The organism is Mycobacterium sp. NGS34 (assembly GCF_059812845.1).
This window is the reverse complement of sequence record NZ_JCALDM010000002.1, coordinates 400,701-426,851: the sequence shown is the minus strand read 5'-3', so window position 1 is coordinate 426,851 and position 26,151 is coordinate 400,701. Positions and strand designations below refer to the sequence as shown.

Annotated in this window: 21 protein-coding genes; 11 read left to right on the top strand and 10 right to left on the bottom strand. The window is 70.9% G+C overall.

Translation table 11 applies throughout. The annotated features are described in order from the left end of the window. Positions 1-108: 108 nt before the first annotated feature. Positions 109-3,399 (bottom strand): error-prone DNA polymerase, encoded by a 3,291-nt coding sequence (locus AC5Y7V_RS06975; RefSeq protein ID WP_499879293.1) that lies wholly within the window; start codon positions 3,397-3,399, stop codon positions 109-111. A 168-nt stretch (positions 3,400-3,567) separates the two neighbouring features. Between AC5Y7V_RS06975 and AC5Y7V_RS06970 the strand changes: the two genes are divergently transcribed. The 3 genes from AC5Y7V_RS06970 to AC5Y7V_RS06960 all read left to right on the top strand — a co-directional run bounded on the left by AC5Y7V_RS06970 (position 3,568) and on the right by AC5Y7V_RS06960 (position 8,601). Then, complete coding sequence (locus tag AC5Y7V_RS06970; protein ID WP_499879292.1) at positions 3,568-4,893, top strand: wax ester/triacylglycerol synthase domain-containing protein; 1,326 nt, start codon at positions 3,568-3,570, stop codon at positions 4,891-4,893. Positions 4,894-4,934: 41 nt separating this feature from the next. Continuing rightward, a complete protein-coding gene (gene otsB, locus AC5Y7V_RS06965) occupies positions 4,935-6,044 on the top strand; it encodes a trehalose-phosphatase (protein WP_499879291.1) in 1,110 nt (369 codons plus the stop codon). Positions 6,045-6,162: 118 nt separating this feature from the next. Next, complete coding sequence (locus AC5Y7V_RS06960; protein ID WP_499879290.1) at positions 6,163-8,601, top strand: PE family protein; 2,439 nt, start codon at positions 6,163-6,165, stop codon at positions 8,599-8,601. On the opposite strand, the gene AC5Y7V_RS06955 is transcribed toward AC5Y7V_RS06960, so the two are convergent. Next, positions 8,598-9,467 carry a MaoC family dehydratase gene (locus AC5Y7V_RS06955; protein ID WP_499879289.1) on the bottom strand — a complete coding sequence of 290 codons (870 nt, stop codon included), beginning with the start codon at positions 9,465-9,467 and terminating at the stop codon, positions 8,598-8,600. The genes AC5Y7V_RS06960 and AC5Y7V_RS06955 overlap by 4 nt on opposite strands. A gap of 82 nt (positions 9,468-9,549) precedes the next feature. Between AC5Y7V_RS06955 and AC5Y7V_RS06950 the strand changes: the two genes are divergently transcribed. Genes AC5Y7V_RS06950 through AC5Y7V_RS06935 form a run of 4 tightly spaced genes read left to right on the top strand, consistent with a single transcriptional unit; the run spans position 9,550 to position 13,973 of the window. Further along, entirely contained in the window at positions 9,550-10,254 is a 705-nt protein-coding gene (locus tag AC5Y7V_RS06950) for a histidine phosphatase family protein (protein ID WP_499879288.1), read from the top strand. A 16-nt stretch (positions 10,255-10,270) separates the two neighbouring features. After that, positions 10,271-12,232 (top strand): SDR family oxidoreductase, encoded by a 1,962-nt coding sequence (locus AC5Y7V_RS06945; RefSeq protein ID WP_499879287.1) that lies wholly within the window; start codon positions 10,271-10,273, stop codon positions 12,230-12,232. 42 nt (positions 12,233-12,274) lie between these two features. After that, entirely contained in the window at positions 12,275-13,012 is a 738-nt protein-coding gene (locus AC5Y7V_RS06940) for a 2OG-Fe dioxygenase family protein (protein WP_499879286.1), read from the top strand. 10 nt (positions 13,013-13,022) lie between these two features. Next, on the top strand, positions 13,023-13,973 hold the full coding sequence (locus AC5Y7V_RS06935) for a nucleoside hydrolase (RefSeq protein ID WP_499879285.1): 951 nt from the start codon (positions 13,023-13,025) through the stop codon (positions 13,971-13,973). On the opposite strand, the gene AC5Y7V_RS06930 is transcribed toward AC5Y7V_RS06935, so the two are convergent. The 3 genes from AC5Y7V_RS06930 to imuA' all read right to left on the bottom strand — a co-directional run bounded on the left by AC5Y7V_RS06930 (position 13,933) and on the right by imuA' (position 16,510). Next, positions 13,933-14,226, bottom strand: a complete 294-nt coding sequence (locus tag AC5Y7V_RS06930) for a hypothetical protein (RefSeq protein WP_499879284.1) — start codon at positions 14,224-14,226, stop codon at positions 13,933-13,935. The two genes, AC5Y7V_RS06935 and AC5Y7V_RS06930, sit on opposite strands and share 41 nt — an antisense overlap. Positions 14,227-14,303: 77 nt before the next feature. Further along, entirely contained in the window at positions 14,304-15,830 is a 1,527-nt protein-coding gene (locus AC5Y7V_RS06925) for a DNA polymerase Y family protein (RefSeq protein ID WP_499879634.1), read from the bottom strand. A gap of 35 nt (positions 15,831-15,865) precedes the next feature. Further along, positions 15,866-16,510: a DnaE2-dependent mutagenesis accessory factor ImuA' gene (gene imuA', locus AC5Y7V_RS06920; RefSeq protein ID WP_499879283.1), complete on the bottom strand. Its 645-nt coding sequence runs from the start codon at positions 16,508-16,510 to the stop codon at positions 15,866-15,868. An 89-nt stretch (positions 16,511-16,599) separates the two neighbouring features. Here imuA' and AC5Y7V_RS06915 point away from each other — a divergent pair, with 89 nt between their 5' ends. Next, the gene (locus tag AC5Y7V_RS06915; protein WP_499879282.1) at positions 16,600-17,187 is read left to right on the top strand and encodes a hypothetical protein; all 588 of its coding nucleotides are present in this window, start codon (positions 16,600-16,602) and stop codon (positions 17,185-17,187) included. 79 nt (positions 17,188-17,266) lie between these two features. On the opposite strand, the gene guaA is transcribed toward AC5Y7V_RS06915, so the two are convergent. Genes guaA through AC5Y7V_RS06895 form a run of 4 tightly spaced genes read right to left on the bottom strand, consistent with a single transcriptional unit; the run spans position 17,267 to position 22,479 of the window. Continuing rightward, positions 17,267-18,853, bottom strand: coding sequence for a glutamine-hydrolyzing GMP synthase (gene guaA / locus AC5Y7V_RS06910; protein ID WP_499879633.1), 1,587 nt, complete (start codon positions 18,851-18,853; stop codon positions 17,267-17,269). Further along, a complete protein-coding gene (locus AC5Y7V_RS06905) occupies positions 18,846-19,223 on the bottom strand; it encodes an SRPBCC family protein (RefSeq protein ID WP_499879281.1) in 378 nt (125 codons plus the stop codon). Before AC5Y7V_RS06905 ends, guaA begins: the two co-directional genes overlap by 8 nt. Beyond that, positions 19,220-22,054 (bottom strand): MMPL/RND family transporter, encoded by a 2,835-nt coding sequence (locus AC5Y7V_RS06900; protein WP_499879280.1) that lies wholly within the window; start codon positions 22,052-22,054, stop codon positions 19,220-19,222. The genes AC5Y7V_RS06905 and AC5Y7V_RS06900 overlap by 4 nt, the downstream gene beginning before the upstream one ends. After that, entirely contained in the window at positions 22,051-22,479 is a 429-nt protein-coding gene (locus tag AC5Y7V_RS06895; protein WP_499879279.1) for an MmpS family transport accessory protein, read from the bottom strand. Before AC5Y7V_RS06895 ends, AC5Y7V_RS06900 begins: the two co-directional genes overlap by 4 nt. Before the next feature lie 188 nt (positions 22,480-22,667). Between AC5Y7V_RS06895 and AC5Y7V_RS06890 the strand changes: the two genes are divergently transcribed. From AC5Y7V_RS06890 to AC5Y7V_RS06880, 3 genes are read left to right on the top strand one after another with little or no spacing between them, the layout of a single operon-like run. Next, the gene (locus tag AC5Y7V_RS06890; RefSeq protein ID WP_499879278.1) at positions 22,668-23,465 is read left to right on the top strand and encodes an SDR family NAD(P)-dependent oxidoreductase; all 798 of its coding nucleotides are present in this window, start codon (positions 22,668-22,670) and stop codon (positions 23,463-23,465) included. 13 nt (positions 23,466-23,478) lie between these two features. Next, a complete protein-coding gene (locus AC5Y7V_RS06885) occupies positions 23,479-24,309 on the top strand; it encodes an SDR family oxidoreductase (RefSeq protein WP_499879277.1) in 831 nt (276 codons plus the stop codon). A 12-nt stretch (positions 24,310-24,321) separates the two neighbouring features. Then, positions 24,322-24,915, top strand: coding sequence for a TetR/AcrR family transcriptional regulator (locus tag AC5Y7V_RS06880; protein ID WP_499879276.1), 594 nt, complete (start codon positions 24,322-24,324; stop codon positions 24,913-24,915). A gap of 7 nt (positions 24,916-24,922) precedes the next feature. On the opposite strand, the gene AC5Y7V_RS06875 is transcribed toward AC5Y7V_RS06880, so the two are convergent. Next, the gene (locus AC5Y7V_RS06875; protein WP_499879275.1) at positions 24,923-26,125 is read right to left on the bottom strand and encodes an acyl-CoA dehydrogenase family protein; all 1,203 of its coding nucleotides are present in this window, start codon (positions 26,123-26,125) and stop codon (positions 24,923-24,925) included. Positions 26,126-26,151 lie beyond the last annotated feature (26 nt).

The window sequence follows — 26,151 nt, the reverse complement described above, 5'->3', positions numbered from 1 at the left end:
CGGATTTGCTAGGCGTCTTTCCGCGCAAAATCCGCTTCGCCGCGCGATTGGGCCAAAACCGCGCCGCCAGTGCACGTTCGGCGGGCGGCCTTGCCGCCAGTGCACGGCTCAGCGGAAGTCGCGCGACTTCGAGCCCACCGCCAAGGTGATGCGGCCCAGCCGCTCGGCCACCACGGTGATGGCGCCGCTGGCGTTTTGCACCTGCCCGCGGATCAGCAGCGCGGGGGCGGCGTTGGCCAGCTTGCGGTGTCGCGCCCACACCCCCGGCGTGCAGAGCACGTTGACCATCCCGGTCTCGTCCTCGAGGTTGATAAACGTCACCCCCTGGGCGGTTCCGGGCCGCTGCCGGTGGGTCACCGCGCCGGCGATCAGCACGCGGTCGCCGTCGGGCACGGCTCCCAGCGCGGCTGCCGGCACCACGCCCATCGCGTCGAGGTCCTCGCGCAGGAACTGCGTCGGGTAACTGTCCGGGGAGATGCCGGTGGCCCACACGTCGGCGGCGGCCAGCTCCAGCTCGCTCATTCCTGGCAGCGCCGGGATGTGTGACGACGAGCCCACCCCGGGCAACCGGTCGGGGCGTTGGGTGGCGGCGGCCCCGGCCGCCCACAGCCCCTCACGCCGGGACATGCCGAAGCAGCCCAGCGCCCCGGCCGTCGCCAGCGCCTCGGTCTGCGGCACGGACAGCTGCAGCCGGGTGGTCAGGTCCAGCAGGGATGCGAACGGACCGTTGGCCTTTCGCTCGTCGACCAGCCGCTCGGCGAGGTCGTCGCCGATGTGGCGGACGGCGCCGAGGCCGAGCCGCACCTCGGTCCCCTCGTTCTCGAGGGTGGCGTGCGCCAGGCTGGCGTTGACGTCGGGCCCGTGCACCGTGACGCCGTGCCGGCGCGCGTCGGCCACCAGCGACTGCGGCGAGTAGAAGCCCATCGGCTGCGCGCGCAGCAGCGCCGCGCAGAACGCCGCCGGGTGGTGCAGCTTGAACCACGACGAGTAGAACACCAGCGACGCGAAGGACAGCGCGTGGCTTTCGGGAAAGCCGAAATTGGCGAAGGCTTCCAGCTTTTCGTAGGTCCGGTCGATCACGTCGTCGGGGGCGCCGTGCAGTTCGCGCATGCCGTCGTAGAACCGCCCACGCAACCGTCGCATCCGCTCGGTCGAGCGCTTGGAGCCCATGGCGCGGCGCAGCTGGTCGGCCTCGGCGGCGGAGAAGCCGGCGCAGTCGACGGCGAGCTGCATGAGTTGTTCCTGAAAGAGCGGCACCCCCAGCGTCTTTCGCAGCGCGGACTCCATCGACGGGTGGTCGTAGACGACCGGGTCGATGCCGTTGCGCCGCCGGATATAGGGGTGCACAGACCCGCCCTGGATGGGCCCGGGGCGGATCAGCGCGACCTCGACCACCAGGTCGTAGAACACCCGCGGCCGCAGCCTGGGCAACGTGGCCATCTGCGCCCGCGACTCCACCTGGAACACGCCGACGGAATCGGCGCGGCACAGCATCTCATACACCGCCGGCTCGGAGAGGTCGAGGCGGGCCAGGTCCACCCGGATGCCCTTGTGCTCGGCCACCAGGTCGATGGCGTAGTGCAGCGCCGAGAGCATGCCCAGCCCGAGCAGGTCGAACTTCACCAAACCGATTGCCGCGCAGTCGTCCTTGTCCCACTGCAGGACGCTGCGGTTCTCCATGCGCGCCCACTCCACCGGGCACACGTCGGCGATGGGGCGGTCGCAGATCACCATGCCGCCGGAGTGGATGCCCATGTGCCGCGGCAGGTTGCGGATCTGGTTGGCCAGGTCGATCACCTGTTCCGGGATGTCCTCGATATCCGGCGAGTCGGCCAGGCCGTTCCAGTGGCTGATCTGCTTGCTCCACGCGTCCTGCTGCCCCTGTGAAAACCCCAGGGCGCGGGCCATGTCGCGCACCGCGATCCGGCCCCGGTAGGTGATGACGTTGGCGACCTGGGCGGCGTAGTCGCGGCCGTACTTGTCGTAGACGTATTGGATGACCTTCTCGCGCTGATCCGATTCGATGTCCATGTCGATGTCGGGCGGCCCGTCGCGGGCCGGCGACAGGAAGCGCTCGAACAGCAGCTCGTTGGCCACCGGGTCCACCGCTGTGACGCCCAGGGCGTAGCAGACCGCGGAGTTGGCCGCCGATCCCCTGCCCTGGCACAGGATGTCGTTCTCCCGGCAGAACCGCGCGATGTCGTGCACCACCAGGAAATAACCCGGAAAGCTCAGGTGTTCAATGACTTTCAGTTCGTGCTCGATCTGGGCATAGGCGCGGGGGGCGGCATCGGCCGGCCCGTAGCGGTAGCGCGCGCCGGCCATGGTCAGCTGCCGCAGCCAGCTGTCCTCGGTGTGCCCGGCGGGCACGTCGAACGGCGGCAGCCGCGGCGCGATGAGCGCCAGCCCAAACGCGCACTGCTCGCCGAGTTCGGCGGCGGCCGTCACCGCGTCAGGGCCCCCAAAAGGCAACTGCGCGAACAGCCTTGCCATCTCCTCGCCGGACCGCAGGTGCTCACCGCCCAGCGGGGCCAGCCACCCGGCGGCCGAATCAAGGGACTCCCGGGCCCGGATGGCGCCCATCGCCATGGCCAGCCGGCCGCGCGACGGGTGGGCGAAGTGCGCCCCGGTGGTGGCGACGACCCCGACGCCGAAACGCGGCGCGATCCCGGCCAGCGCCGCGTTGCGTTCGTCGTCGAGCGGGTGACCGTGGTGGGTCAGCTCGACGCTGACCCGGTGCGCGCCGAACCGGTCCACCAGGTCGGCCAGCGCCCGCTCCGCGGCCTCCGGCCCTTGTGACAATGCCTGGCGCACATGGCCTTTGCGGCACCCGGTCAGGATGTGCCAGTGCCCGCCGGCGGCCTCGGTCAGCGCGTCGATGTCGTAGCACGGCTTGCCCTTCTCCCCGCCGGCCAGGTGTGCCGCGGCCAGCTGCCGCGACAGCCGTCGGTAACCCTCCGGGCCGCGGGCCAGCACCAGCAGGTGCGGGCCGGGCGGGTCGGGCGTCTCGGTGCGCGCGCCCGGCCCCAGCGAGAGTTCGGCTCCGAAGACGGTGCGCAGCTCGAGTTCGGCGGCCGCCTCGGCGAACCGCACCGCCCCGTACAGGCCGTCGTGGTCGGTGATCGCCAGGGCGCGCAGGCCCAGCCGGGCGGCCTCCTCCACCATCTCCTCGGGGGTGCTGGCGCCGTCGAGGAAGCTGAACGCCGAATGCGCGTGCAGCTCGGCGTACGGAACGGACGAGCGGGCCGGCCGGGTGTCGTCGGGCGGCCGGTAGGTCCCGCGCTTACGCGACAGCGGGGCGTCCTCGGCGGGCTCCGCCGGCGCGCCGGCGTGGCGCGGCTTGCCGTCGAGCACCCGCTCCATTTCCGCCCAGCTCGGCGGCCCGTTGAACCAGCCCACCTCGCCGAGTCTACTCGAATATATGTTCGATTTAACCCCTGCATATGACAACGGTTGTTAAACGGATCTTCAACTCCTAAACAAGGTCTTAACGCTGCGGTGCTACCGCGCACGGGGCGCCGCACCGGATACTGGTACGGGTGGCAAAAATCGACGGCGGGAACTGAGATGGCGCAGGTGAAGACGCTGGACACGGCGTTCCCCGATCAGCATGCCAGCCTGGCGATCGGGGCGGTCGCCATCATCGACGGGACCGCCCCCGACGACGAACTACTGAAAGAGCTACTGGCGGAACGGCTTCCGTCGATTCCGCGATGCACGCAGTTGCTGCGGACCCAGGACTTCGAGTGGATCGACTGCCCGGGACTCGATTTCGCCCATCACGTACGCCGGGTGGTGGTTCGGCGACCGGGTGACGACGCCGAATTGTCCCGGGCCATCGCCCATGCCCTGGAGCGTCCCCTCGACCTCGACCGTCCCCTGTGGGAGTGCTGGGTCATCGAGGGGCTGCGGGGCAACCGGTGGGCGATCCTGATGAAGGTCCATCACTGGCTGGCCGACGGCCATTCCGCCGCCCATCTGCTCACCCGCCTTTGCGACGACGCCGACCGGGACACGTTCGCCCACCACGCCGGGCCGAAAGGGGTTGCGCCAACACCGGACTCCAAGCGCGGCTGGGCCGACGCCCTCGGGCGGGCTTCGGGGCTGGCGGACGCCCTCGTCGGGGCGATGTGGCCGCCCGCGCGGCCCGCGGTCGGCCCCGTCACCACCATGCGCAAGTACGGCACCGTGCGGGTGCCGCGCGCCGACGTCGACCGCGTGTGCCGCAAATTCGGGGTGACCGTCAACGACGTCGCGCTCGCGGCCATCACCGAGGGCTTCCGCACGGTGCTGCTGGGCCGCGGCGAACAACCGCGGGCCGACTCGCTGCGCACCCTGGTGCCGATGCCGATGCGATCGGCCATGCTGCCGTATCTGCCCGTCGAGCACGAGGATCCCGTCCAGCTGTTGCGGGCCGTGCACCATCAGTGGAAGGCCAAGCACGCCGACGAGCCCGGCCTCGGCGACCTCGTGGAGTCGGCGATCAACCTGCTGCCAACGATGTTGCGCAGCAACGTGATACAACTGCTAGCGCGGCTTCCGCAACGCGCGATCGTGACGCTGGCGACCAACGCGCCCGGTCCCCGCCACCAGCTGCGGCTGATGGGCCGGACGTTGGAGCGCTTCCTCCCGATTCCCCCGACCGCCGTGCGGCTGAGCACCGGGGTCGGCGTGCTCAGCTACGGCGACGAGGTGGTGTTCGGCATCACCGGCGAATACGACGCCGCCGCCGACGTCAAGCAGCTGGCCGCCGGCATCGAACTCGGCGTCGCGCGGCTGGTGGCGCTGAGCCAGGACTCGGTGTTGCTGTTCAGCAAGGACCGTCGGCGCAAGAGCAAAGCCCGCGCGTTTCCGAACCGCTCGCAGCGGGCGCACCCGTCTTCGCTTCGCTGACCCGGCCTCGGCGGCCTCGGTCCGCGTGAGATCGTTGGTCGGTGCCCACCTTGGAGCCGGTCACCATCGACCCGCGCCGTCACGACGCCGTCCTGTTCGACGCCGCGCTGGGGTCCACCGAGGCACTGGTGGGGCGGCTGCGGGACGTCGGCGTCGACACCGGCGTCTTCTCGTCGGGCGACCATCTCGCGCGTGAGGGCGTGCGGCCGGGCCGGAGCGTCGTCGTCACCGGCGACCCGGCGGTGGTCCGGGCGGCGCGCGAGGACGGATTCGCGTTGGTCATCGGCGTCGACGCGGCGAGAGACGCCGACGCGGTGGTCGACGACCTCGACCAGATCGCCGTGCGCACCGGGGATCGCCGGATGTCGGAGCTGCCGGACGCGCTGGAGGCGCTCGGCGCCCTGAGCGCCCGCACCCCGGCCGTGTTCTACGACTTCGACGGCACGCTGTCCGACATCGTCAACGACCCGGACGCGGCGCGGCCCGTCGCCGGCGCCGTCGAGGCGCTGGGCAAGCTGGCCGAGCAGTGCCCGGTGGCGGTGCTGTCCGGGCGCGATCTCGCCGACGTGACGCAGCGCCTCGGCGTGCCCGGCATCTGGTACGCCGGCAGCCACGGCTTCGAGCTGACCGCGCCGGACGGGACGCACCACCAGAACGAGGACGCGGCGGCGGCCGTGCCGGTGCTCGAACAGGCGGCCGCCGAGCTGCGCGACCGGCTGGGCTCGATTCCCGGTGTCGTGGTGGAGCACAAGCGGTTTGGCGTCGCCGTGCACTACCGCAACGCCGCCCGCGATCGCGTCGCCGAAGTCGCCGCGGCGGTGCGGGCGGCCGGCCGGCGCGACGCGCTTCGGGTGACGACGGGCCGCGAGGTGATCGAGCTGCGCCCCGACATGGACTGGGACAAAGGGAAGACCCTCCGCTGGGTGCTGCAGCACCTGAGCGAGGCCGGCTCCCTGGTGCCGGTGTATCTCGGCGACGACATCACCGACGAGGACGCGTTCGACGCCGTCCGTGCGGACGGTGTCCCAATCCTGGTGCGGCACAACGAGGACGGTGATCGCGCCACCGCGGCGCGCTACGCCCTGGACACTCCCGCACAGGCCGCCGAGTTCACCGACCGGCTGGCGCGGCAGCTTAGCGACCTGACATAAGCATTACCTTCGGTCTGCTGACCGCTGGTCACTCCTTCGAATGGTCTGAGGGTCGGCGAATCTCCGAGCGCGAGGTACGGAAAAACGCTAGGCTTCCCGCCGAATTGGGAGGTCAGTTATGTCGTTTGTATTCGCGACTCCGGACGTGGTGGCGTCGGCCGCGACGGACCTGGCGGGCATTGGAACGGCGATCGGTTCGGCCAACGCCGCCGCCTCCGCCCCGATAACGCAGGTGCAGGCCGCGGCCGCCGACGAGGTCTCGGCGGCCATCTCGGCACTGTTCGGCGAGTACGGCCAGACGTACCAGGCGTTCACCGCGCGCGCCGCGGCCTTCCACGACCAATTCGTCCAGCTGATGAACGGCGCGGGCCTGTCCTACGCCGCCGCCGAGGCCGCGAACGCCTCCCCCCTGCAGACCCTCGAGCAGGACGTGCTGGGCGCGATCAACGCGCCCACCCAGACGCTGCTCGGCCGCCCGCTGATCGGCAACGGCGCCGACGGCACCGCGGCCAGCCCGAACGGCCAGCCCGGCGGGTTCCTGTACGGCAACGGCGGCAACGGCTACACGCAAGCCGCCGGCTCCGGCCTGGCCGGCGGCAACGGCGGATCCGCCGGGCTGATTGGCAACGGCGGCATGGGCGGCAACGGCGGTAGCGGCGCGGCAGCCGCCGGTGCCGGGGCCGCCGGCGGAAACGGCGGGAACGGCGGCGCGGGCGGTAACGGCGGGTTCCTCTACGGCGGCGGCGGGGCCGGCGGAAACGGCGGGGCCGGAGTGGCCGGCGCGACCGGCGCGAGCGCGGGCGGCGTGGGCGGCAACGGCGGTAGCGGCGGGGCCGGCGGTGCGGCCGGGCTTTTCGGAGGCAGCGGAGGAGCCGGCGGTACCGGCGCGGACGGCGGGGCCGGCGGACTGTCCACCGCAGCGAACAGCACCGGCGGTCAGGGCGGCAGCGCCGGAAGTGGCGGGGCCGGCGGCCGCGCCGGCCTGCTGTGGGGTGATGGCGGGCTCGGCGGAAACGGCGGTATCGGCGCCACCGGCGGGAACGCCGGCACCAATGCCAGCCCGGCCTCCCTCGGAGTGTCGGGCAACGCCGGCAGCGGCGGCGCCGGAGGCGCCGGCGGGACCGCCGGGCTGCTGGGCGGCAGCGGCGGCGCGGGCGGCCACGGCGGCGCCGGCGGGACCGGCGGGACCGCGTGGGGTGGATTCGCCCCCGGCCCGCAGGCCAGCGGTAACGGCGGCGCCGGCGGGGCCGGCGGGGCCGGCCAAAGCGCCGGACTGCTATGGGGCAACGCCGGGGCCGGCGGTGCCGGCGGTAACGGCGGCGTCGCCGGGAGTCTTCGCGGCAGCGGAGGCACTGCGGGCGGCGCCGGTGCGGCGGGCAACGGCGGGGGCGGCGGCAACGCCGGGTTGTTCGGCACCGGTGCGGCGGGTGGAAACGGCGGCCAGCCCGCCGACAACGGCGGCGGCGGGGCCGGGGGCACCGGCGGCCGCGGCGGATGGATCTACGGCAACGGCGGGGCCGGCGGCAGCGGCGGCAACGTCAACGTCCAGCAAGGCACCGGCGGCAACGGCGGGGCGGGCGGGGCCGGCGGGGCCGCGGGCCTGTGGGGCAACGGTGGCGCCGGCGGCACCGGCGGCGACGGGCCGCCGAACATCGTCGCGACCGGCGCCCCCGGCAATGGGGGCCACGGCGGGGCCGGCGGCGCGGCCGGCTTGCTGGTCGGCGAGGGCGGTGCGGGCGGAAGCGGCGGGGCCGGCGGGTTCAACGGTTCCAACGCCGGCGCCCCGGCGGGCACCGGCGGCGCCGGCGGGAACGGCGGCCGCGGCGGATGGCTCGAGGGCAACGGTGGGGCCGGCGGGGCCGGCGGGATCGGCGGCGGCAATGTCGACAACGGGGCCGGCGGGGACGGCGGTCTCGGCGGGCAGGGCGGCAACGCCGGCCTGATCGGCGGCGGCGGTCACGGCGGGCAGGGCGGTACCGCCGGGAACGAATCCGGTGGCAACGGCCGCGGCGGCCTGGGCGGCAACGGCGGCGGCGGCGGCACCGGCGGGTTGCTGTCCGGCAATGGCGGCGACGGCGGGAGCGGCGGCAACGGTGGAAGCCAGACCGCCCACAGTGTCGGCAACGGCTACTTCGGCGGAACCGGCGGAAACGGCGGCAACGCCGGTCTCTTCGGCGCCGGCGGTGCAGGCGGGGCCGGCGGGAACGGCGGCAACACCAACGGCCCCACCAGCGGCACGACCGCCACCAACGGCGGCGACGGCGGTGGCGGCGGGACCGGCGGCACCGGCGGCACCCTGTACGGCAACGGCGGGTCCGGCGGTATCGGTGGAAATGGCGGCAACAACACCGCCACCGCCGCCGGCGCCGTGCGCGACGGCGGCAACGGCGGCGCGGGCGGCGCGGGCGGCAACGCCCAGAACATCGGCAACGGCGGCAACGGCGGCGACGGCGGGACCGCCGGCACCGGCCCGTCGGCTCCCGGCACCGTTGGAACCGGCGGCGCGGGCGGCAAGCGGGGCTCGCTGTTCGGCACCCCCGGCACCAACGGGACCTAGCCGGCGTACTCCACGGCGCCGTCGTCGAGCACCACGCGCGCGGGGTTGCCTTCGGCCCCGGACGCCTCGGTGCGGAACACGGCCTTGCCGGGCTCGGTCCGCCAGATCAGCGTGGTCAGCGTCTCGCCGGGGAATACCGGCGCGCTGAACCGCGCGTCGATCGAGGTGACGTTGGCCGCCACCCCCTTGCCGAGCTCGGCGACCAGCGCGCGGCCCGCCACCCCGTAGCTGCACAGCCCGTGCAGGATCGGCTTGGGGAAGCCGGCCAGCTCGCGGGCGAACCACGGGTCGCTGTGCAACGGGTTGCGGTCACCGGACAGGCGGTAGATCAGAGCTTGATCCTCGCGGGTGGTCAGCGGGATCCGGGCGTCGGGCTCGCGGTCGGGGATCTCGGGCGCGACGGGCCGCTGGCCGGGCTGCCCGCCGAACCCGCCCTCGCCGCGGATGACCAGCGTGGTGAGCGTCTCGGCGATCAGCTGACCCGAGTCGGGATCGGTGCCGCGCCCGCGCAGCATCACGACCGCGTTCTTGCCCTCGCCCTTGTCCTGAATGTCGGTGACCTCGGAGACCACAGACAGCTTCCCCGCGGGCGGCAGCGGCGCGTGCAACCGGACGCCCTGCGATCCGTGCAAGAGCATGGCCCAGTTGAACGTGCCGATCTTGCCCGCCGCCCCGAAGGCCGGGCTGCAGATCACCGCGTAGGTGGGCAGCACCTGCTGCGGGATGTCGTGACTGTTCTCGGTGGTGAACGACAGGTCATCGGTCCCGCAACCGACGCCGAGCGCGTAGAGCAGCGTCTCCCGGTCCGTCCATTCGAACAGCATTGGGTCGCTCACCGCGCCGACCGCACTCGGGTCAATCGCCATAGGAGGCTCCTTTCGAGGATTTTCTGCACCTAACCATCGCAAACCCTTCCCCCCGGCACCGTCAGCAGGGCAGGCTATCGACATGCGCAAGGGGAGCATGTCCTGGAAATTCGTCGCCGTGCTCGCCGCGGTGATGATCGTCGGCGCCTGCGGCGGATCGCCACAGGTGCGTAGCATCACGATCACGTTCATCCGGCATGCGCAGTCGGAGGCCAACGCCAGCGGGATCATCGACACCAGCGTGCCGGGTCCCGGCCTGAGCCCGGACGGCAAGGCCCAGGCCGAGCAGGTCGCGCACCAGCTCGGCCGCGAGCACTACGACGCCGTGTACGCCTCGACCATGACGAGGGCCCAGCAGACCGCCGCGCCGCTGGCCGCCGAACTCGGCAAGCAGGTCGAGGTGCTGCAGGGCATCCAGGAGATCAACGCCGGCTGGTTCGAGGGCAAGCCGATCTCGATGGATCCCACCACCTACCTGCTGGCGCCGGCGGACTGGCTGGCCGGCGACACCCAGAACAGCATCCCCGGGTCGATCTCCGGCAAGGAGTTCAACAACCGGTTCACCGCGGCGATTCAGAAGGTCTACGACAGCGGCCACAGCAAGCCGGTGGTATTCGCGCACCTCTACTCCATCGAGTACTGGGTGCTGATGAACGTGAAGAACGCCAAGGACAGCCTGCGCACCAGCCACCCGCTGCCCAACACCGGCCGCGTGGTGATCAGCGGCAACCCGGCGACCGGCTGGACGCTCGAGGATTGGGACGGCATCCGCAACTTCAGCGGCTGACCGCTACCATGACCGAATGCGGTATGTCGTTACCGGCGGTACCGGGTTTATCGGGCGTCGCGTCGTCTCTCGTCTGCTAGCCACCGACCCCGATGCCGAGGTGTGGGTGCTGGCTCGGCGCAGGTCGCTGGGGCGGTTCGAGCGCCTGGCCACCGATTGGGGTGAGCGGGTCAAGCCGCTGGTCGGCGAGCTGCCGGAACTCGGCCTGACCGACGAGACGCTGGCCGAGCTGGGGCGCGTCGATCACCTTGTGCACTGCGCGACGGTCGACGCCGAGGGCATGCGCGCGGTCATCGAGCTCGCGCTGCGGCTGGACGCCACGCTGCACCACGTGTCGTCGATCGCCGTGGCGGGCGATTTTCGCGGCGAGTACACCGAGGACGACTTCGACGTCGGCCAGCGGCTGCCGACTCCCTATCACCGGACGACGTTCGAGGCCGAGGCGCTGGTGCGGTCGACACCCGGGCTGCGCTACCGCGTCTACCGCCCGGCGGTCGTGGTGGGCGATTCGGTCACCGGCGAAATGGACAAGGTCGAGGGGCCCTACCACTTCTTCGGCGTGCTGGCCAAGCTGGCCGTCCTGCCGTCGTTCACCCCGATCCTGCTGCCCGACACCGGGCGCACCAACATCGTCCCGGTCGACTACGTCGTCGACGCGCTCGTCGCACTCGCCCACGCCGAGGGGTGCGACGGCCGGACATTCCACCTGACCGCGCCGAAAACCGTTGGGCTGCGCGGCATTTACCGCGGGGTCGCCAAGGCGGCCGGCCTGCCGCCGATGCGCGGGTCGCTGCCCGGGTCGGTGGCCGCGCCGGTGCTCAAGGTGCGCGGGCGGGCCAGGGTGCTGCGCAACATGGCGGCCACCCAGCTCGGCATCCCCGCCGAGATCTTCGACGTCGTCGACCTGAAGCCCACGTTCGTCAGCGACCAGACGCGAGAAGCGCTGCGGGACAGCGGGATCGAAGTACCGGAATTCGCCGGCTACGCGCCCTTGCTGTGGCGGTACTGGGCCGAGCACCTCGACCCCGACCGCGCGCGCCGCGACGACCCGACGGGCCCCTTGCAGGGCCGGCACGTCATCATCACCGGGGCGTCCAGCGGCATCGGGCGGGCGTCGGCGCTCGCCGTTGCCGAACGGGGCGCGACGGTGTTCGCGCTGGCCCGCAACGCCGACGCGCTCGACGAGCTGGTCGCCGAGATCCGCGCGGGCGGCGGGCAGGCGCACGCGTTCGCCTGCGACGTCACCGATTCCGCGTCGGTCGAGCACACCGTCAAGGACATCCTGGGCCGCTTCGACCACGTCGACTATCTGGTCAACAACGCCGGCCGGTCGATCCGCCGCTCCGTGGTCAATTCCACCGACCGGCTGCACGACTACGAGCGGGTGATGGCGGTGAACTACTTCGGCGCGGTGCGGATGGTGCTGGCGCTGCTGCCGCACTGGCGCGAGCGCCGCTTCGGTCACGTGGTCAACGTGTCCAGCGCGGGCGTGCAGGCCCGCAACCCCAAATACAGCTCGTACCTTCCGAGCAAGGCGGCGCTGGACGCGTTCGCCGACGTCGTCGGGTCGGAGACGCTGTCCGACCACATCACGTTCACCAACATCCATATGCCGCTGGTCCGCACGCCCATGATCGCGCCGTCGCACCGGCTCAACCCGGTGCCCGCGATCAGCCCCGAGCGCGCGGCGGCGATGGTGGTGCGCGGCCTGGTCGACAAACCGGCCCGCATCGACACCCCGCTGGGCACCCTGGCCGAGGCCGGCAACTACTTCGCGCCACGGACGTCGCGGCGCATCCTGCATCAGCTCTACCTGGGCTACCCCGATTCCGCGGCGGCGCGCGGGCTGCTCACGGAAGACCCGGCGCCGACGCCGAACCGCCGGCCGAAGCGCCCGGCGCGCGCCGTGGCCGGCGGGATCCGCGCGCCGCGACCGGTCAAGCGGCTGGTGCGACTGGTGCCCGGAGTGCACTGGTAAACACGGGGGTTTAGCCCGACGGGATTGCGGTATCCCGGCGCGATGGTCCTTTGCGAAAAGTGGACGGACGCCGACGCGGTGGCCGCCGCGGCCCGGCAGGTCGCCGCGACCGGCGTCGCCGTGCTGCCCTCGTTCGACGTCACGCACAGCCTTGGGGTGGGCCGCGACGCATGGACCCGGTTCGCCCGGCACTGGCGGCAGCTGGCGCCCGACCCCTACGCGGCGGAGCTGGGGGTGCGGCGTTGGCGCCGCTACGGCCAGTACTCGTTTCGCGACGGCATGCTGCGCCCGATGCCCAGGCTCGCGTTCGCGCAGCCGCAGGACTCCAACCCGCTCTACGTCGGGCGGGACCGCGAGTTCGAGCCGTTGACCGACGCGTTCGCCGCGGATCCGTTGCTACACAAGGTGATCGGACTGCTGGCCCGCGTCGCCGGCGCCCTGGACGACGTGGCCGACTGGAACGTCAAGGTGCACCCGTTCCGCATCCAGTGCTGCGCGGAGGATAACGGGAGCCCCACGCCCGAGGGCATGCACCGAGACGGCGTCACCCTGGTCAGCTCGCTGCTGATCGGGCGGCGCAACGCCATCGGCGGCGAGAGCACGGTGTGCGACCTGGAGGGTCGGCAGTTGTTGGCGACGACGCTGGCCGAACCCGGGACGCTGATGCTGGGCGACGACCGTCGCACCCTGCACGGCGTCTCGCCGATCCGGCCGATCGACGGCTCCGGTCCGGCGCAGCGCGACGTCCTGGTGATCACGTTCGCGTCGGCCTGGCCGTAAACTCGCGGCGGTGAACGCCATCTTCGTCGACGTCGACACCGGAATCGACGACGCGATGGCGTTGATCTACCTGCTGGCCAGCGCCGACGCCGAGGTCGTGGGCATCGCTTCGACGGGCGGCAACATCCACGTCGAGCAGGTCTGCGAAAACAACCTGGGCTTGCTCGAATTGTGCCGGGCCCCGGCCATCCCCGTGTCCAAGGGCGCCGACGACCCGCTGTGCGGCCACTGGCCGCATCACTCGAAGTTCCACGGCCCCAAGGGTTTGGGCTATGCGAAGCTCCCCCGCGCCGACCGGACGCTCACCGGCCATGACGCCACCGAGGCGTGGGTGGCCGCGGCGCACGCCCATCCCGGGGAGCTGGTCGGGCTGGTCACCGGCCCGCTGACCAACCTGGCGCTCGCACTGCGCGCCGAACCCGCGCTGCCGGCGCTGCTGCGACGGCTGGTGATCATGGGCGGCTCATTCGGTGGCGACGCCAACCCGATGGCCGAGTGGAACATCCGGGTGGATCCCGAGGCGGCCAGCGAGGTCTTCACGGGCTGGGCTGGGCAGCAACGACTTCCGATCGTCTGCGGCCTGGACCTCACCCGCCGCGTCGCGATGACACCGGAGATCCTCGCCCGGCTCGCGGCCGCGTCCGGCCCCTCCCCCTTGATCCCGGTGATCGAGGACGCGATGCGGTTCTACTTCGAGTCACACGAGAGCCGCGGTCATGGCTACGTTGCGTACATGCACGACCCGCTGGCCGCCGCCGCGGCGCTCGACCCGCAGCTGATCACGACCCGGGCGGCGACGGTGGACATCGAGCTGGCGGACACCCCGGCCCGGGGCGTGACGACCCCCGATTGGTCGGGCGAGCGAAAAGCCAACGCGCTGATCGGCGTTGACGTGGACGCCGCGGTGTTCTTCGAGCGGTTCAACGAGCGGGTCGGGCCGTTTGCGCGCGGGCTCGCCTGACCGAGCGGATGTCGATCAGGTTGTCGGGATGGTCCTCGCCGCCTGCCGGGTGGCGGTTGCCGGCGGCATGGCGGTAAGACCAGACCAAGTCACCGGCCTCGCTGCCGACTTTGGATACGGCCCTGGACGCGGCCTCCGACACCGCGCCGACCATCCGGCCCAGGTGCAGCGCCGTCGCCTGCGCGGCTTCGAGGACGGCGCCCGTTCCTCGGGCGACGACGACGTCGACCTGCCGGACGATTTCAGTCGCCATCCGTACTCCTCCGCCCGAACACCCGAATAACTTCGACCACCACGGTACCGAAAGATTGAACACGTTGAGTCGCAGCGCTACTCGTAGGCCCCCTCCAGGTACCAGCGCCGCTGGCGGTAGCACAGCAGAAACGCCCGCTCGTCCTCCAGCAGGACCTGGGCGCGAGCGGCGCGGCCCTTAGCCTCGGGATCCCACCACCGCTCGTCGACCGGCCACGGCCCGGCCCACCAGCGCAGCCCATGGTCCCGGCCGCGCACGGTCAGATGGGCGGGGTCGGCCGTGAACATCCCCCGGGCGGTGACGCGTATCGGGTTGCTTTGGGCGTCAAGCAGATCCACCGGGTCGTCCAGCAGCACGGCCGGCGACGGCTCGGGCAGTTGACCGGGCCACGGCGGACCCGGGTCGGCGTGCGGTACCGGCTCGTCGCCCAGCGGGGTCAGCGTGATGCGTTCGGCGGGCCCCCGGCCGCCGGACAACACCGGCACCCGCACCGCCTCCGGGCCGAGCAGGCCCTGCACCCGCACCAGCGCCCGGCGGGCCCGCAGCCTGTCCTCCTCGCCGAGACCACCCCACAGCGGCAACTGCAGCGCCTCGGCGGACACCACCTCCACCGCCTGCAGCCGCAACAGCGTCACCGGTGCGGTCGGGCGATCCCGGGCGGTCCGGCTGCTCAGCCATCCGTCCAGCTGCCAGCGCACCCGGTCGGCGGTGGCGTCCTCGGTCAACGGCTCCGCGCACCGCCATACCCGTTGCAGCTCTTCGCCGTTGGCGGTGACGGCGTGGATGGCCAGCCGGGTGCAGCCCACCCCCGCGGCCATCAGCGCCTGGTGCAGCGCGCCGGCCAGGAAGCGGCCGGCGAAGGCCGCGGCATCGACCCGGTCGATCGGCGGGTCGCAATCCAGCACGGCCTCGAGCTCCGGCGGCGGCTCGCGCCCGGACGGCGCACGCTCGGGTTCACCGCGGGCGAACCGGTGCGCGGCCACCCCGTCGGCGCCGAACCGGGAGGCCACGTCGGTCCGAGACAGCGCGGCGAACTGCCCGATGGTGCGAATCCCCATCCGCCACAACAGATCCGTCAGCTCTTCTCGCCCCGGACCGGACAGACTCGGCTCGGTGGCGAGCTGCCGGACCGACAGCACCGAGAGGAACCTCGCGTCGCCCCCCGCCTCGACGATCCGGCCCGCCCGCGCGGCGAACACCGCGGTGGACAACTGGTCGGCGATGCCCACCTGGCACTCGGCGCCGGCGGCGGCGACGGCGTCGATCAGCCGCTCGGCGGCCTGCTCTTCGGACCCGAAGTAGCGGGCCGCCCCGCGCACCGGAAGCACCAGCAGCCCGGGCCGCAGCACCTCGGCGCGTGGCACCAGGTCGTCCACCGCGGCGATCACCGGTTCGAAGAAGCGGGCGTCGCGGTCGGCGTCGGCCGGCGCGACGTGCAGCTGCGGGCACCGCGCCGCCGCCTCCCGTCGCCGCAGCCCGCGGCGCACTCCCGCCGCGCGGGCGCCCGACGAGCAGGCGATCACCCGGTTAGCCAGCGTGACCGCGATCGGGGCCGTCGCCGGCAGGTCCGCCGCGGCCGCCGCCGCGACCGCGGGCCAGTCCATGCACCAGATCGCCAGGGCCCGGAATGCCACGGGAGTCACCCCGCCCGCACCCGGCCGATCACCCGTCTGCCCGCGCACACCCCGCTGACCTGCAGCCGCACCTTGCTGATCCGGCCGAAGCCCGGGTGACCGTTCGCCGTGATCTCGTAGCCGCAGACCCGGGCCGCGAGCCGCGTCGGCGCGCCTTGCCAGTCGCCGTCGGTGACCAGCAGGGTGCACCCCTTGTTGCGGGCCCGCGCCACCACCGCCCGCGCCCGGGTGTGCGGCACCTGACGCCCGCCCAGGCCGAGCACCACCAGGTCCATGCCGTCGATGAGCACCGCGGCCACCTCGACCGGATCGGTTCCGGGATCCGGGATCACCGCGAGCCGGCTCAGGTCCGCCCCCATCTCCGCCGCGGCCAGCAGCCCGATGTCCGGCTGGCCGACGATGGCCACGTTGCCCCCGGCCGCCGTCACCGAGGCCACCATGCCCAGCAGCAGCGACCGGGCTCCCGACAGCACCGCCACCGTCCCGCGCGGCAACGGCACCGGCAGCGACTCCGCAAGCCAGCGCGGGAGCGCCACCACGGATTCCGAATCCGGCAGCGGGTCGGGGGCTCGCCCGGACATTGCAGCCATCCGCCTGCGCAGCGATTCCAGCTGCTCAGCGCGGTGATCGGAGGCCAAAGCCGCGGTCATGACTGCCTCCTGTTCGAATGTATGTTCGATACATTTGCGAGTAAACACCCACCCTCCGACAAGCGTCAAGAAACGTGAGAGGCTGCTTTATGCGGTCGTTGCTGGTGTGGCTGATGGTGCTTTTTTGCTGCACTTTTTCGGCCCCAAGCGCCGCCGCGCCCTGCCGACCGGCGGAGCTGTTCGCCACCGACAACACCGATCCCCTGTTCGAAGCGCAGGCCACCGTGACGATCGCGCTCAGCGGCGCGGCGGTCACGGGCTCGACCCCGCTTGACGGGGTGTACTGGTCGAGCGCGCTGCAACGGAACACCCGGGAGCGCTCACGGGAATTTCACCTGTGCGGCGCCGACGGCTCGGTGCACACCGCCGCCGAGGCGCTGCGCCGCCAGTTCGACCAGGAAGCGGTGCTGACCTTCGACTACGAGCGCGCGCCGGACGAGGACGCGATCATCGTCGCCGTGCCGGATGTCGACATCGCCCGCTTCGGTGACGCACTGGCGGCCGACTCCGTCGCCCGCGACCGCATCCGGGGCGGATCCGTCACCACGACCGACCACACTCTGATCCTGGTCGCCGGCAACGACGATCGAGACGTCGCCCGCCGACTCGTCGCCGAGGCCGGCGGGAACTGGGATGCCGCCACGATCGCCTCCGGCCGGCGCGAATTCGTCCAGTAGCCGCGCTCTCGAGTGTGCAGCTGGCCGCACGTTCGGCGCCGAGTGTGCGGCTGGCCGCACGTTCGCCGCAAAAAGCGGCCTACTCCCACTCGATGGTGCCGGGCGGCTTGCTGGTGATGTCCAGCACCACGCGGTTGACCTCGGCCACCTCGTTGGTGATCCGGGTCGAGATGCGCTCCAGCACCTCGTAGGGCACCCGGGTCCAGTCGGCGGTCATGGCGTCCTCGCTGGACACCGGCCGCAGCACGATCGGGTGGCCGTAGGTCCGGTTGTCGCCCTGCACACCGACCGAGCGGACGTCGCCCAGCAGCACCACCGGGCACTGCCAGATCTGCTTGTCCAGCCCGGCGGCGGTGAGCTCCTCGCGCGCGATCTCATCGGCGCGCCGCAGCGTGTCCAGCCGCTGCGCGGTGACCTCGCCGACGATCCGGATGCCCAGCCCCGGGCCCGGAAACGGCTGGCGCGCAACGATTTCCTCGGGCAGGCCGAGCTCCCGCCCGACCGCGCGCACCTCGTCCTTGAACAGCAGCCGCAGCGGCTCGACGAGCTTGAACTTCAGGTCGTCGGGCAGGCCGCCGACGTTGTGGTGGCTCTTGATATTCGCGGTGCCGCTGCCCCCGCCGGACTCCACCACGTCGGGATACAGCGTGCCCTGCACCAGAAAATCGACTTGAGAGTCCGTGTCGCCCACGATGTCTCGCACCGCGCCCTCGAACGCCCGGATGAACTGCCGGCCGATGATCTTGCGCTTGCCTTCGGGGTTGGTCACGCCGGACAGCGCCTGCAGGAAGGTGTCCGCGGCGTCGACGGTGACCAGGTTGGCGCCGGTGGCGGCCACGAAGTCGCGCTGCACCTGGTCGCGCTCGCCCGCGCGCAACAACCCGTGGTCGACGAACACACAGGTCAGTCGGTCGCCGATGGCGCGCTGCACCAGCGCCGCGGCCACCGCCGAGTCCACCCCGCCGGACAGCCCGCAGATGGCGTGGCCGTCACCGATCTGGGCGCGCACCTGCTCGACGAGCGCGTCGGCGATGTTGGCGGGCGTCCACTCGGCGGCGAGCCCGGCGAAGTCGTGCAGGAACCGGCTGAGCACCTGCTGCCCGTGCGGGGTGTGCATCACCTCCGGGTGGTACTGCACCCCGGCCAGGCGCCGGGCCCGGTTCTCGAAGGCGGCGACGGCGGCGCCCGCGCTGCTGGCCACCACCTCGAACCCGTCCGGCGCCGAGGTGACCGCGTCGCCGTGGCTCATCCAGACCGGCTGGACGTCGGGCAGGCCCGAATGCAGTTCGCCGCCAACGACTTTCAACTCGGTGCGGCCGTACTCGCTGGTGCCGGTGTGCGCGACGGTGCCGCCCAAGGCCTGCGCCATGGCCTGAAACCCGTAGCAGATGCCGAACACCGGCAGCCCGAGGTCGAACAGCGCCGGATCGAGCTGCGGGGCCCCCTCGGCGTAGACGCTGGCCGGTCCCCCGGACAGCACGATCGCCGCCGGGTCCCGGTCCTTGATCTCCTCGACCGTGGCGGTGTGCGGGATGACCTCGGAAAACACCCGCGCCTCGCGGACCCGGCGGGCGATCAACTGCGCGTACTGCGCGCCGAAGTCGACGACCAGCACGGGCCGGGGCGAGGGGGTTTCCACGGCAGCCAGCTTAGTGGCATCAGCGATCACCGGGTTCGAGCCAGCTCCTGGTGTGGCTCAACACGGTGCCGGCATCGGTTTCGGCAGCCAACCGGAACTCGACCGACATCGCGGGCAGGTCGGGGGCGTACTGCACCCAGCACAATCGCCGGCGCGGTTGCACCGAGGTCACGCGGCACAGCGCGGTGTCGTCGCGGCCGTTGCGGCGGCGGATCAGCCGAAACGACGTGCCGACCTGGAGTCGTTCCTCGTCTGCGGAGTGCTCAACCGCGTCCCAGGCGTCATACCAGTCCGTGATGCCGGCGACGGTGGTGATCAGTTCCCACACCTCGTCGGGCGGCGCGGCGATGCGGATCGACTCGGACAGCCTCTGGCTTCTGGTGCGGCGGAGGATCATGGGCGCACGCTTTCGATGGCGGTCGGGGTGAACAGGGTGCGACGGGGTGCCCGCACATGCGGGCGAGGGCTCACCCGTCGGGGCCACCAGAACCACCGCCCGAGCAGGGCGGCGATCGACGGCGTCATCAGCGACCGCACGATCAGCGTGTCGAAGAGCAGGCCGATGCCGACGGTGGTCCCGAACTGACCGATCATCTGCAGGTCGCTGAACACGAAGGATGACATGGTGAACGCGAACACCAGGCCCGCCGAGGTCACCACCGCCCCGGTTCCGCCCATCGCGCGGATGATTCCGGTCTTGATTCCGGCGCCGATTTCCTCTTTGAACCGTGAGACGAGCAACAGGTTGTAGTCCGACCCCACGGCCAACAGGACGATCAGCGCCATCGCTATGACCAACCAGTGCAACGGAATACCGAGGATGTCTTGCCACACCAGCACCGCCAGCCCGAACGACGATCCCAGCGACAGCACCACGGTGCCGATGATGACCAGCGCCGCGACGACGCTGCCGGTGATGACCAGCATGATGATGAAGATCAGGCACGCCGCGGCGATTCCCGCGATCAGCAGGTCGTATTTGGCCGCGTCGCTCATGTCCTTGTACGTCGCGGCGGTGCCGCCCAGGTAGATCTTGGCCTCTTCCAAGGGGGTTCCCTTGAGGGCGTGACTCGCGGCCTTCTTGATGGCGTCGACGCGCGAGACGCCTTGGGGGGTCGCGGGGTCCCCGTCGTGGGTGATGATCAGACGCGCGGCCTTGCCGTCCGGCGAGAGGAACATCGCCAGGCCGCGTTTGAAGTCGGGGTTGTCGAAGACCTCCGGCGGCAGGTAGAACGAATCGTCGTTCTTGGCCGCGTCGAAGGCTTGCCCCATCGCGGCGGCGTTCTGCTGCGCGGCGTCCATCTGGTCCAGCAGGCCCGCGAACGTGCTGTACATCGTCATGGTCATGGTTCGCATGGTCGTCGTGGCGTCGATGATCGGCGGTAGCATCGAGATCAGTTGCGGCATCAGGCTGTCCAGCCGGTCGGTGTCCTTGACCAGACCGGCCAGGTCGCCGGTGAGCGTGTCGACGCCGTCGAGCGCGTCGAACGCCGATCGCAGCGCCCAGCAGACGGGGATGTCGAAACAGTGCTGCTCCCAGTTGAAGTAGCCGCGCAGGGGCCGGAAGAAGTCGTCGAAATCGGCGATGCGGTCGCGCACTTCGGTCGTGTCGTCGACGATCCGCTTCGTCTGGCCGGCGACGTCGTGTGTGGTGGCGGCGAGGTCGCGCATCAGGGCGAGCATGCGTTGCATGGTGTCGATGACGCCGGTCATCTGGTCGGCGATGGCCCGCATGTCGGCCATGCGGTCGTGCATGTACTTCATGTTCTCGGTCAGGGTGGTGCCCTGCATGCTGATCTGAAATGGGATGGAGGTGTGCGTGATTGGGGCGCCCAACGGCCTGGTGATGGACTGCACGCGGGCGATGCCGTCGGCCCCGAACACGCCCTTGGCCAACCGGTCCAGGACGAGCATGTCGGCGGGATTGCGCATGTCGTGGTCGGCCTCGAGCAACAGCAGGTCGGGATTCAATCGGGCGGCCGAGAAGTGCCGGTCGGCCGCGGCGTATCCGATGTTGGACGGGGTGATCCGGGGTAGGTAATCGCGGTCGTTGTAACTGGTGGTGAACGACGGCAGGGCCAGCAGCCCGACGAGCGCGGTCGCCGACGTCGCCGCGAGTATCGGAGCAGGCCACCGGACGACGGCGGTTCCCACCCGCCGCCATCCGCGCGTCTTGATTTTCCGCTTGGGATCGAACAGGCCGAATCGGCTGCCCAACGTGACAATGGCCGGACCCAGGGTCAGCGCGCCCGCCACCATCGTGAACATTCCGATCGCGCAGGGCGCGCCCAGGGTTTGGAAATATGGCAGCCTGGTGAAGCTGAGGCAGAACATCGCGCCGGCGATGGTCAGGCCCGAGCCGAGCACCACGTGGGCGCTGCCGCCAAACATGGTGTAGTAGGCGGCCTCCCGGTCTTGGCCGGCCTGTCGGGCCTCCTGATATCGGCCCACGATGAATATTGCGTAATCGGTACCCGCGGCGATGGCGAGTATCGGCAGGATCTGGACCGCGAAGGTGGAAAGCCCGATGATCCCGTGGCTTCCGAGGAATGCGATCACCCCCTGCACGGCGGGCAGTTCGATGAAGACCATCAACAGGGTCAACAGGACGGTGACCACCGAGCGGTACACGATCAGCAGCATCAGCACGATGACCCCGACGGTCACGCCCATCACCTTGCGGGCGCTCTTGTTACCGAACTCGAGCTGATCGGTGGTCACGGCCGCCGGGCCGGCGACGTACGCCCGAATCCCCATGGGCGGCACTGCACTTGACACGATTCCCCGGACGGCGTCGACGGATTCGTTGGCCAGTGTCTCGCCCTGGCGGCCCGCCAGGTAAACCTGGACGTAGGCGGCCTTGCCGTCGGCGCTCTGCGACCCGGCCGCGGTGAGCGGATCGCCCCAGAAGTCTTGAATGTGCTCGACGTGCTTGCGGTCGCGCGACAGCCTGCGCATCAGGTCGTCGTAAAACCGGTGCGCCGCATCACCCAGCGGCGCCTGGCCTTCCAGCACGACCATCACCGCGCTGTCGGAGTCGAATTCCCCGAACACCTTGCCGACGCGCTTCATCGCCTGTATCGCCGGGGCGTCTTCGGGGCTCATCGACACCGCGTGTGCTTCCCCGACCGCTTCAAGTTGCGGCACAACGACATTGGTGACCGCGGCCAATCCGAGCCAGAACAGCAGGATAGGCAGCGACAGCCGGCGAACCGTTCGCGCGATCACGCGGACTTCACCAGGCAAAAGGTTTGCGGGCGGATCCCCGCTACCGTTCGTTGGGCCTTGACGTCGCCGTTCACCGTGATTCGGCAGCCGATGACGTCACCGTCGCCCTGGGCCACGACATTCACGCTGACCGCCGGGGCGGTCGTGGCCACGCTGTAGGTCCACGGCAGCCGCATGCCGTCGACCCGCTGCGGCGCGGCGTCGACGTCGAGGTAGTTGATGTCCGCCACGGTCCCCTCCGGTCCGAAGACCTGCAGGGTCACGCGTTTCGGGTTGAAGGGCCTGATGTCATCGGGGTGGCCGCCGACGGCCGACGTGCCGCCGCGCGCGCCGAACTCACCATGCAGCCGGTGGACGGCGAATCCCGCGACGCCGACCAGGACCACGACGACCAGCGGAATCCACGCGCGTTTGACGAAACTCATCCCGTCCCCGTTCTCAATACTAAGTTAGTTAACTAACACGTACGCTAACGGTACCGCCCCGCATCACACAAGACGTCTTGTGGTTAATCGTGATTTCTGGCCAGGCGTCGCCGCGCCCACCCCGCGCCTTGCCGCGCTCTGGCCTCAGTGCTAAGTTATGTAACTAACTTGATCGGAGGTCCACACACATGAGCATCAGTGCAGATCGGTTCGGCCCGTGGGCGGTCGTTACCGGCGCGTCGTCGGGAATCGGGCGCGAATTCGCCCACCAGATCGCCGATTCGGGCATCAACGTGGTCCTGGTCGCGCGGCGCCTGGCAGCGCTCCAGGAGCTGGGCGAAGGGCTGAGCCGTGGCTACGGCGTCGACTACCGGGCCGTCGGCGTCGATCTGTCCGACCCGGGCTCGCTGACCCCAATCGCTCAGGCCACCAACGACATCGACGTCGGGCTGCTGGTCTCCAACGCCGGCACGGCCCTGCCCGGCGCCCTCGTGGGCTCCGACCTGCAGGCACAGCGGGCGATCCTGCGGCTGAACACCGCAGCACACCTGGGCTTGACGCATCACTTCGGTGAACGGCTGGCGCGGCGCGGCCGCGGGGGCATCCTGCTGGTCTCCGCGCTCGGGGCGGTGCACGGCGTGCCCTACATGGCGCACACCGCGGCGACCAAGGCCTACATCACCAGCCTCGGCGCGGGCCTGCACGGCGAGCTGGCCAAACAGGGGGTGCACGTGACGGTGCTGCACCCGGGGCCCACCCGCACGCCGGCGCTGGGCGACTTGGGCCTCGACCCCGACAAGATGCCGATATCGCCCATGGCGCCGGACGTTTGCGCCCGCGAGGCGCTGCGCGCCCTCGAGCGCAATCGCGCCAACTGCATACCGGGACGAATCAACCGGGTGACCGCCGCGCTGGTGCCGGCGGCCATCACCCGTTCGGTGATGTCGCGGATGTTGTTGCGGCCCACCCTGGCCGAGTCCAGATAGGCGCTTGAAACATATGGACAGGCCCATCTGCCTCATCACGGGAGCGACCGACGGCATCGGCAAGGTCACCGCCACCGAGCTCGCCCGTGCCGGCTACTCCGTCGTGCTGGCCGCGCGCAACGAGGCGAAGGCGGCAAGCGTAGCAGGCGAAATCGTCGCGTCGACCGGCAACCGCGACGTCGCTTACCTCACCGCCGACCTCAGGTCGCTTGCGCAAACGCGCCGGCTGGCCGAGGCGTTCACCGCGCGCTACCCGCGCCTGGACGTGCTGATCAACAACGCCGGCGTCGTCATGCCGCAACGCGTGCTGACCGACGACGGATACGAGACGACCTTTCACGTCAACTACCTGGCGCAGTTCTATCTCACCCAATTGCTGCTCGACGAATTGGAAAAAAGCCCGCAGGGCAGGGTCGTCAACCTCAGCTCGAGCGTCTACCGCGCCGGCAAGTTCGAACCGGACAACCTGCAGAGCGAACGCCGTTTCTCGACGATCCGCACGTATGCCGCGTCCAAGCTTTGCGTGCTGCTCTTCACCATCGAACTGGCGCATCGACTCCGCCCGACGCGCGTCACCGCCAACGCCGCGCACCCCGGAATCGTCCGAACGCCGATGATGCGGGGAGCCGAAGGGGTCTTTCGTGCGATCTCCCTTGCGGCGCTGCCGTTTTCCCGCTCTCCGCAGAAAGGCGCCGCCACATCGCTGTTCCTCGCCACCTCGCCGCACACGGCCTCCGGACAGTACTTCACCAACGCCGCGCCGAAGAACGTCAAGAGCGCCTACAACACCCCGGAAAACAGGGACCTGCTGTGGAACCTGAGCATGGCCGCCTGCCGTCTATAGTCCGTGAGTGATATGGCCGACTTAACCGACGCCGACCGGGCCGACCCTGAGAGGCCCCCGGGCAAGCGAGAGCGACTGATCGCCGCTGCCTGCGACCTGTTCTACCGGCAGGGCATCGCGGGCACCACGCTCGCGCACATCGCCGAGGCCGCCGATGTCCCGCTGGGCAACATGTACTACTACTTCAAGACCAAAGACGACATCGTGGGCGCCGTCGTCGAGGCGCGCACCGAGGAAATCCGGGCCGCGACCGCGGCCCTGCAGCGCAAGTACGGGAGCCCCAAGGCGCGGCTCAAGGCGCTCGTCGGGATGCTGGCCGAATCGGGCGAGGCCATCGCCGACCACGGCTGCCCGTTGGGCACGCTGTGCACCGAGCTGGCGAACCAGTCGGGCCGATCACCCGCGCTGACCGCCCCCATCATGCAAACCCTGCTGGACTGGGCCGAGCAGCAATTCCAGGCGATGGGTCGCCGCGACGCGCGCGACCTGGCGCGCGATCTCGTCATCGCCTACGAGGGCAGCGCCGTGCTGACCAACGCGCTGGCACAGCCCGACCTGATGGCGCACGAGGCCCGGCGCATCGAAAGGTGGATCAACGCCCTCTAGATCGGTGTCACAGCAGGTGGGTTGGTTGGGTGATGCCGAAGTGGGCATTGGCGTAACGCTTTAGCGCGGACGGGCTGAAGTACACGTGCTGGCCGACGGTGTGCAGGTCCCGGAAGCATCGTTGCAGCGGATGGGCCGCGTGCACCGCCCCCGCGCCGGTCAGGGCGAAAGTCGTGTCGACCGCTTGGCGCGCCGCGCGCATCGCCTGCTGGGCGGCGAGCTGGAAACGAGCGCGCTGCTGAAGTGACGGTGCGTCCCCGGCGAGGGCGGTGTCCCACAGGGCGCCGGCCTCGTCGAGCACGAACGCCCGCGCCGACCGCAAACCCGCCTCCGCACCGGCGAATTCGACCTGCGCGACGGGGTCCGTGGCGAGTGGCTCGAACGTGCCGGCGCGGGTCTTCGTGGGCGCCAGTTCGGTGAATTCGTCGAGCGCGCGCCGCGCGATCCCGAGCGGGACACCGACGAGGGCCACCCCCACCATAGTGAAGAACGGCAGCCGCCACAGCGGCCCGTCATGCCGGGCCGGCTGGAAGAACGGGGTGATGGTGTGTTCCTCGGCGACGCTCAGACCCCGGGCCACCACGTCGTTGCTGCCGGTGGCGCGCAGCCCCAAAACGTCCCAGTTGTCGACGATTTCGGCGTCGACGCGCGGGAAGAACCCGAGGCGCCAGTCCGGGCCCTGCCCGGCAATCATCCGCGGCGCCTGGCTGTCGAAGCCGTCGAACACGAACATCCCCGTCAGCAACCACTCGGCGTGGCGGCAACCGCTGGCGAACGGCCATCGGCCGTCGACGGCGAACCGGCCCCCGCCGTCGGGGACAGCCCTCCCGGTGGGGGAAAACACCGTGGCCGCCAAGAAGTCCGCGTTCGAACCGAACAGGTCCACGGCGACGGCCGGCTCGAGCCACGCGGTGAACGCCGGCGCGCCGGCGCCGATGGCCGCGATCCAGCCCGCCGAGCCGTCGGCGCGCGCCAATTCCTCGATCATCACGATGTAGTCGACCGGGGCCACTTCGAATCCGCCGAGCGCGCGTGGTTGCACGGCCCTGAAGACGCCGGCCGCGCGCAGCCGCCCCACCAGATCGGTCGGCAGCGTGCCGAGCGCCTCGGCGTCGTCGGCGGCCCGCGTGATTTCCGGTGCGAGGCCTCGCGCTACCTCGGTGGGATGGTCACCGTCGGCCAAAGTGGCGGCGCGTGTCGCGGTTGTCATGTCGGCTCCCCTATTTCTGATACAGT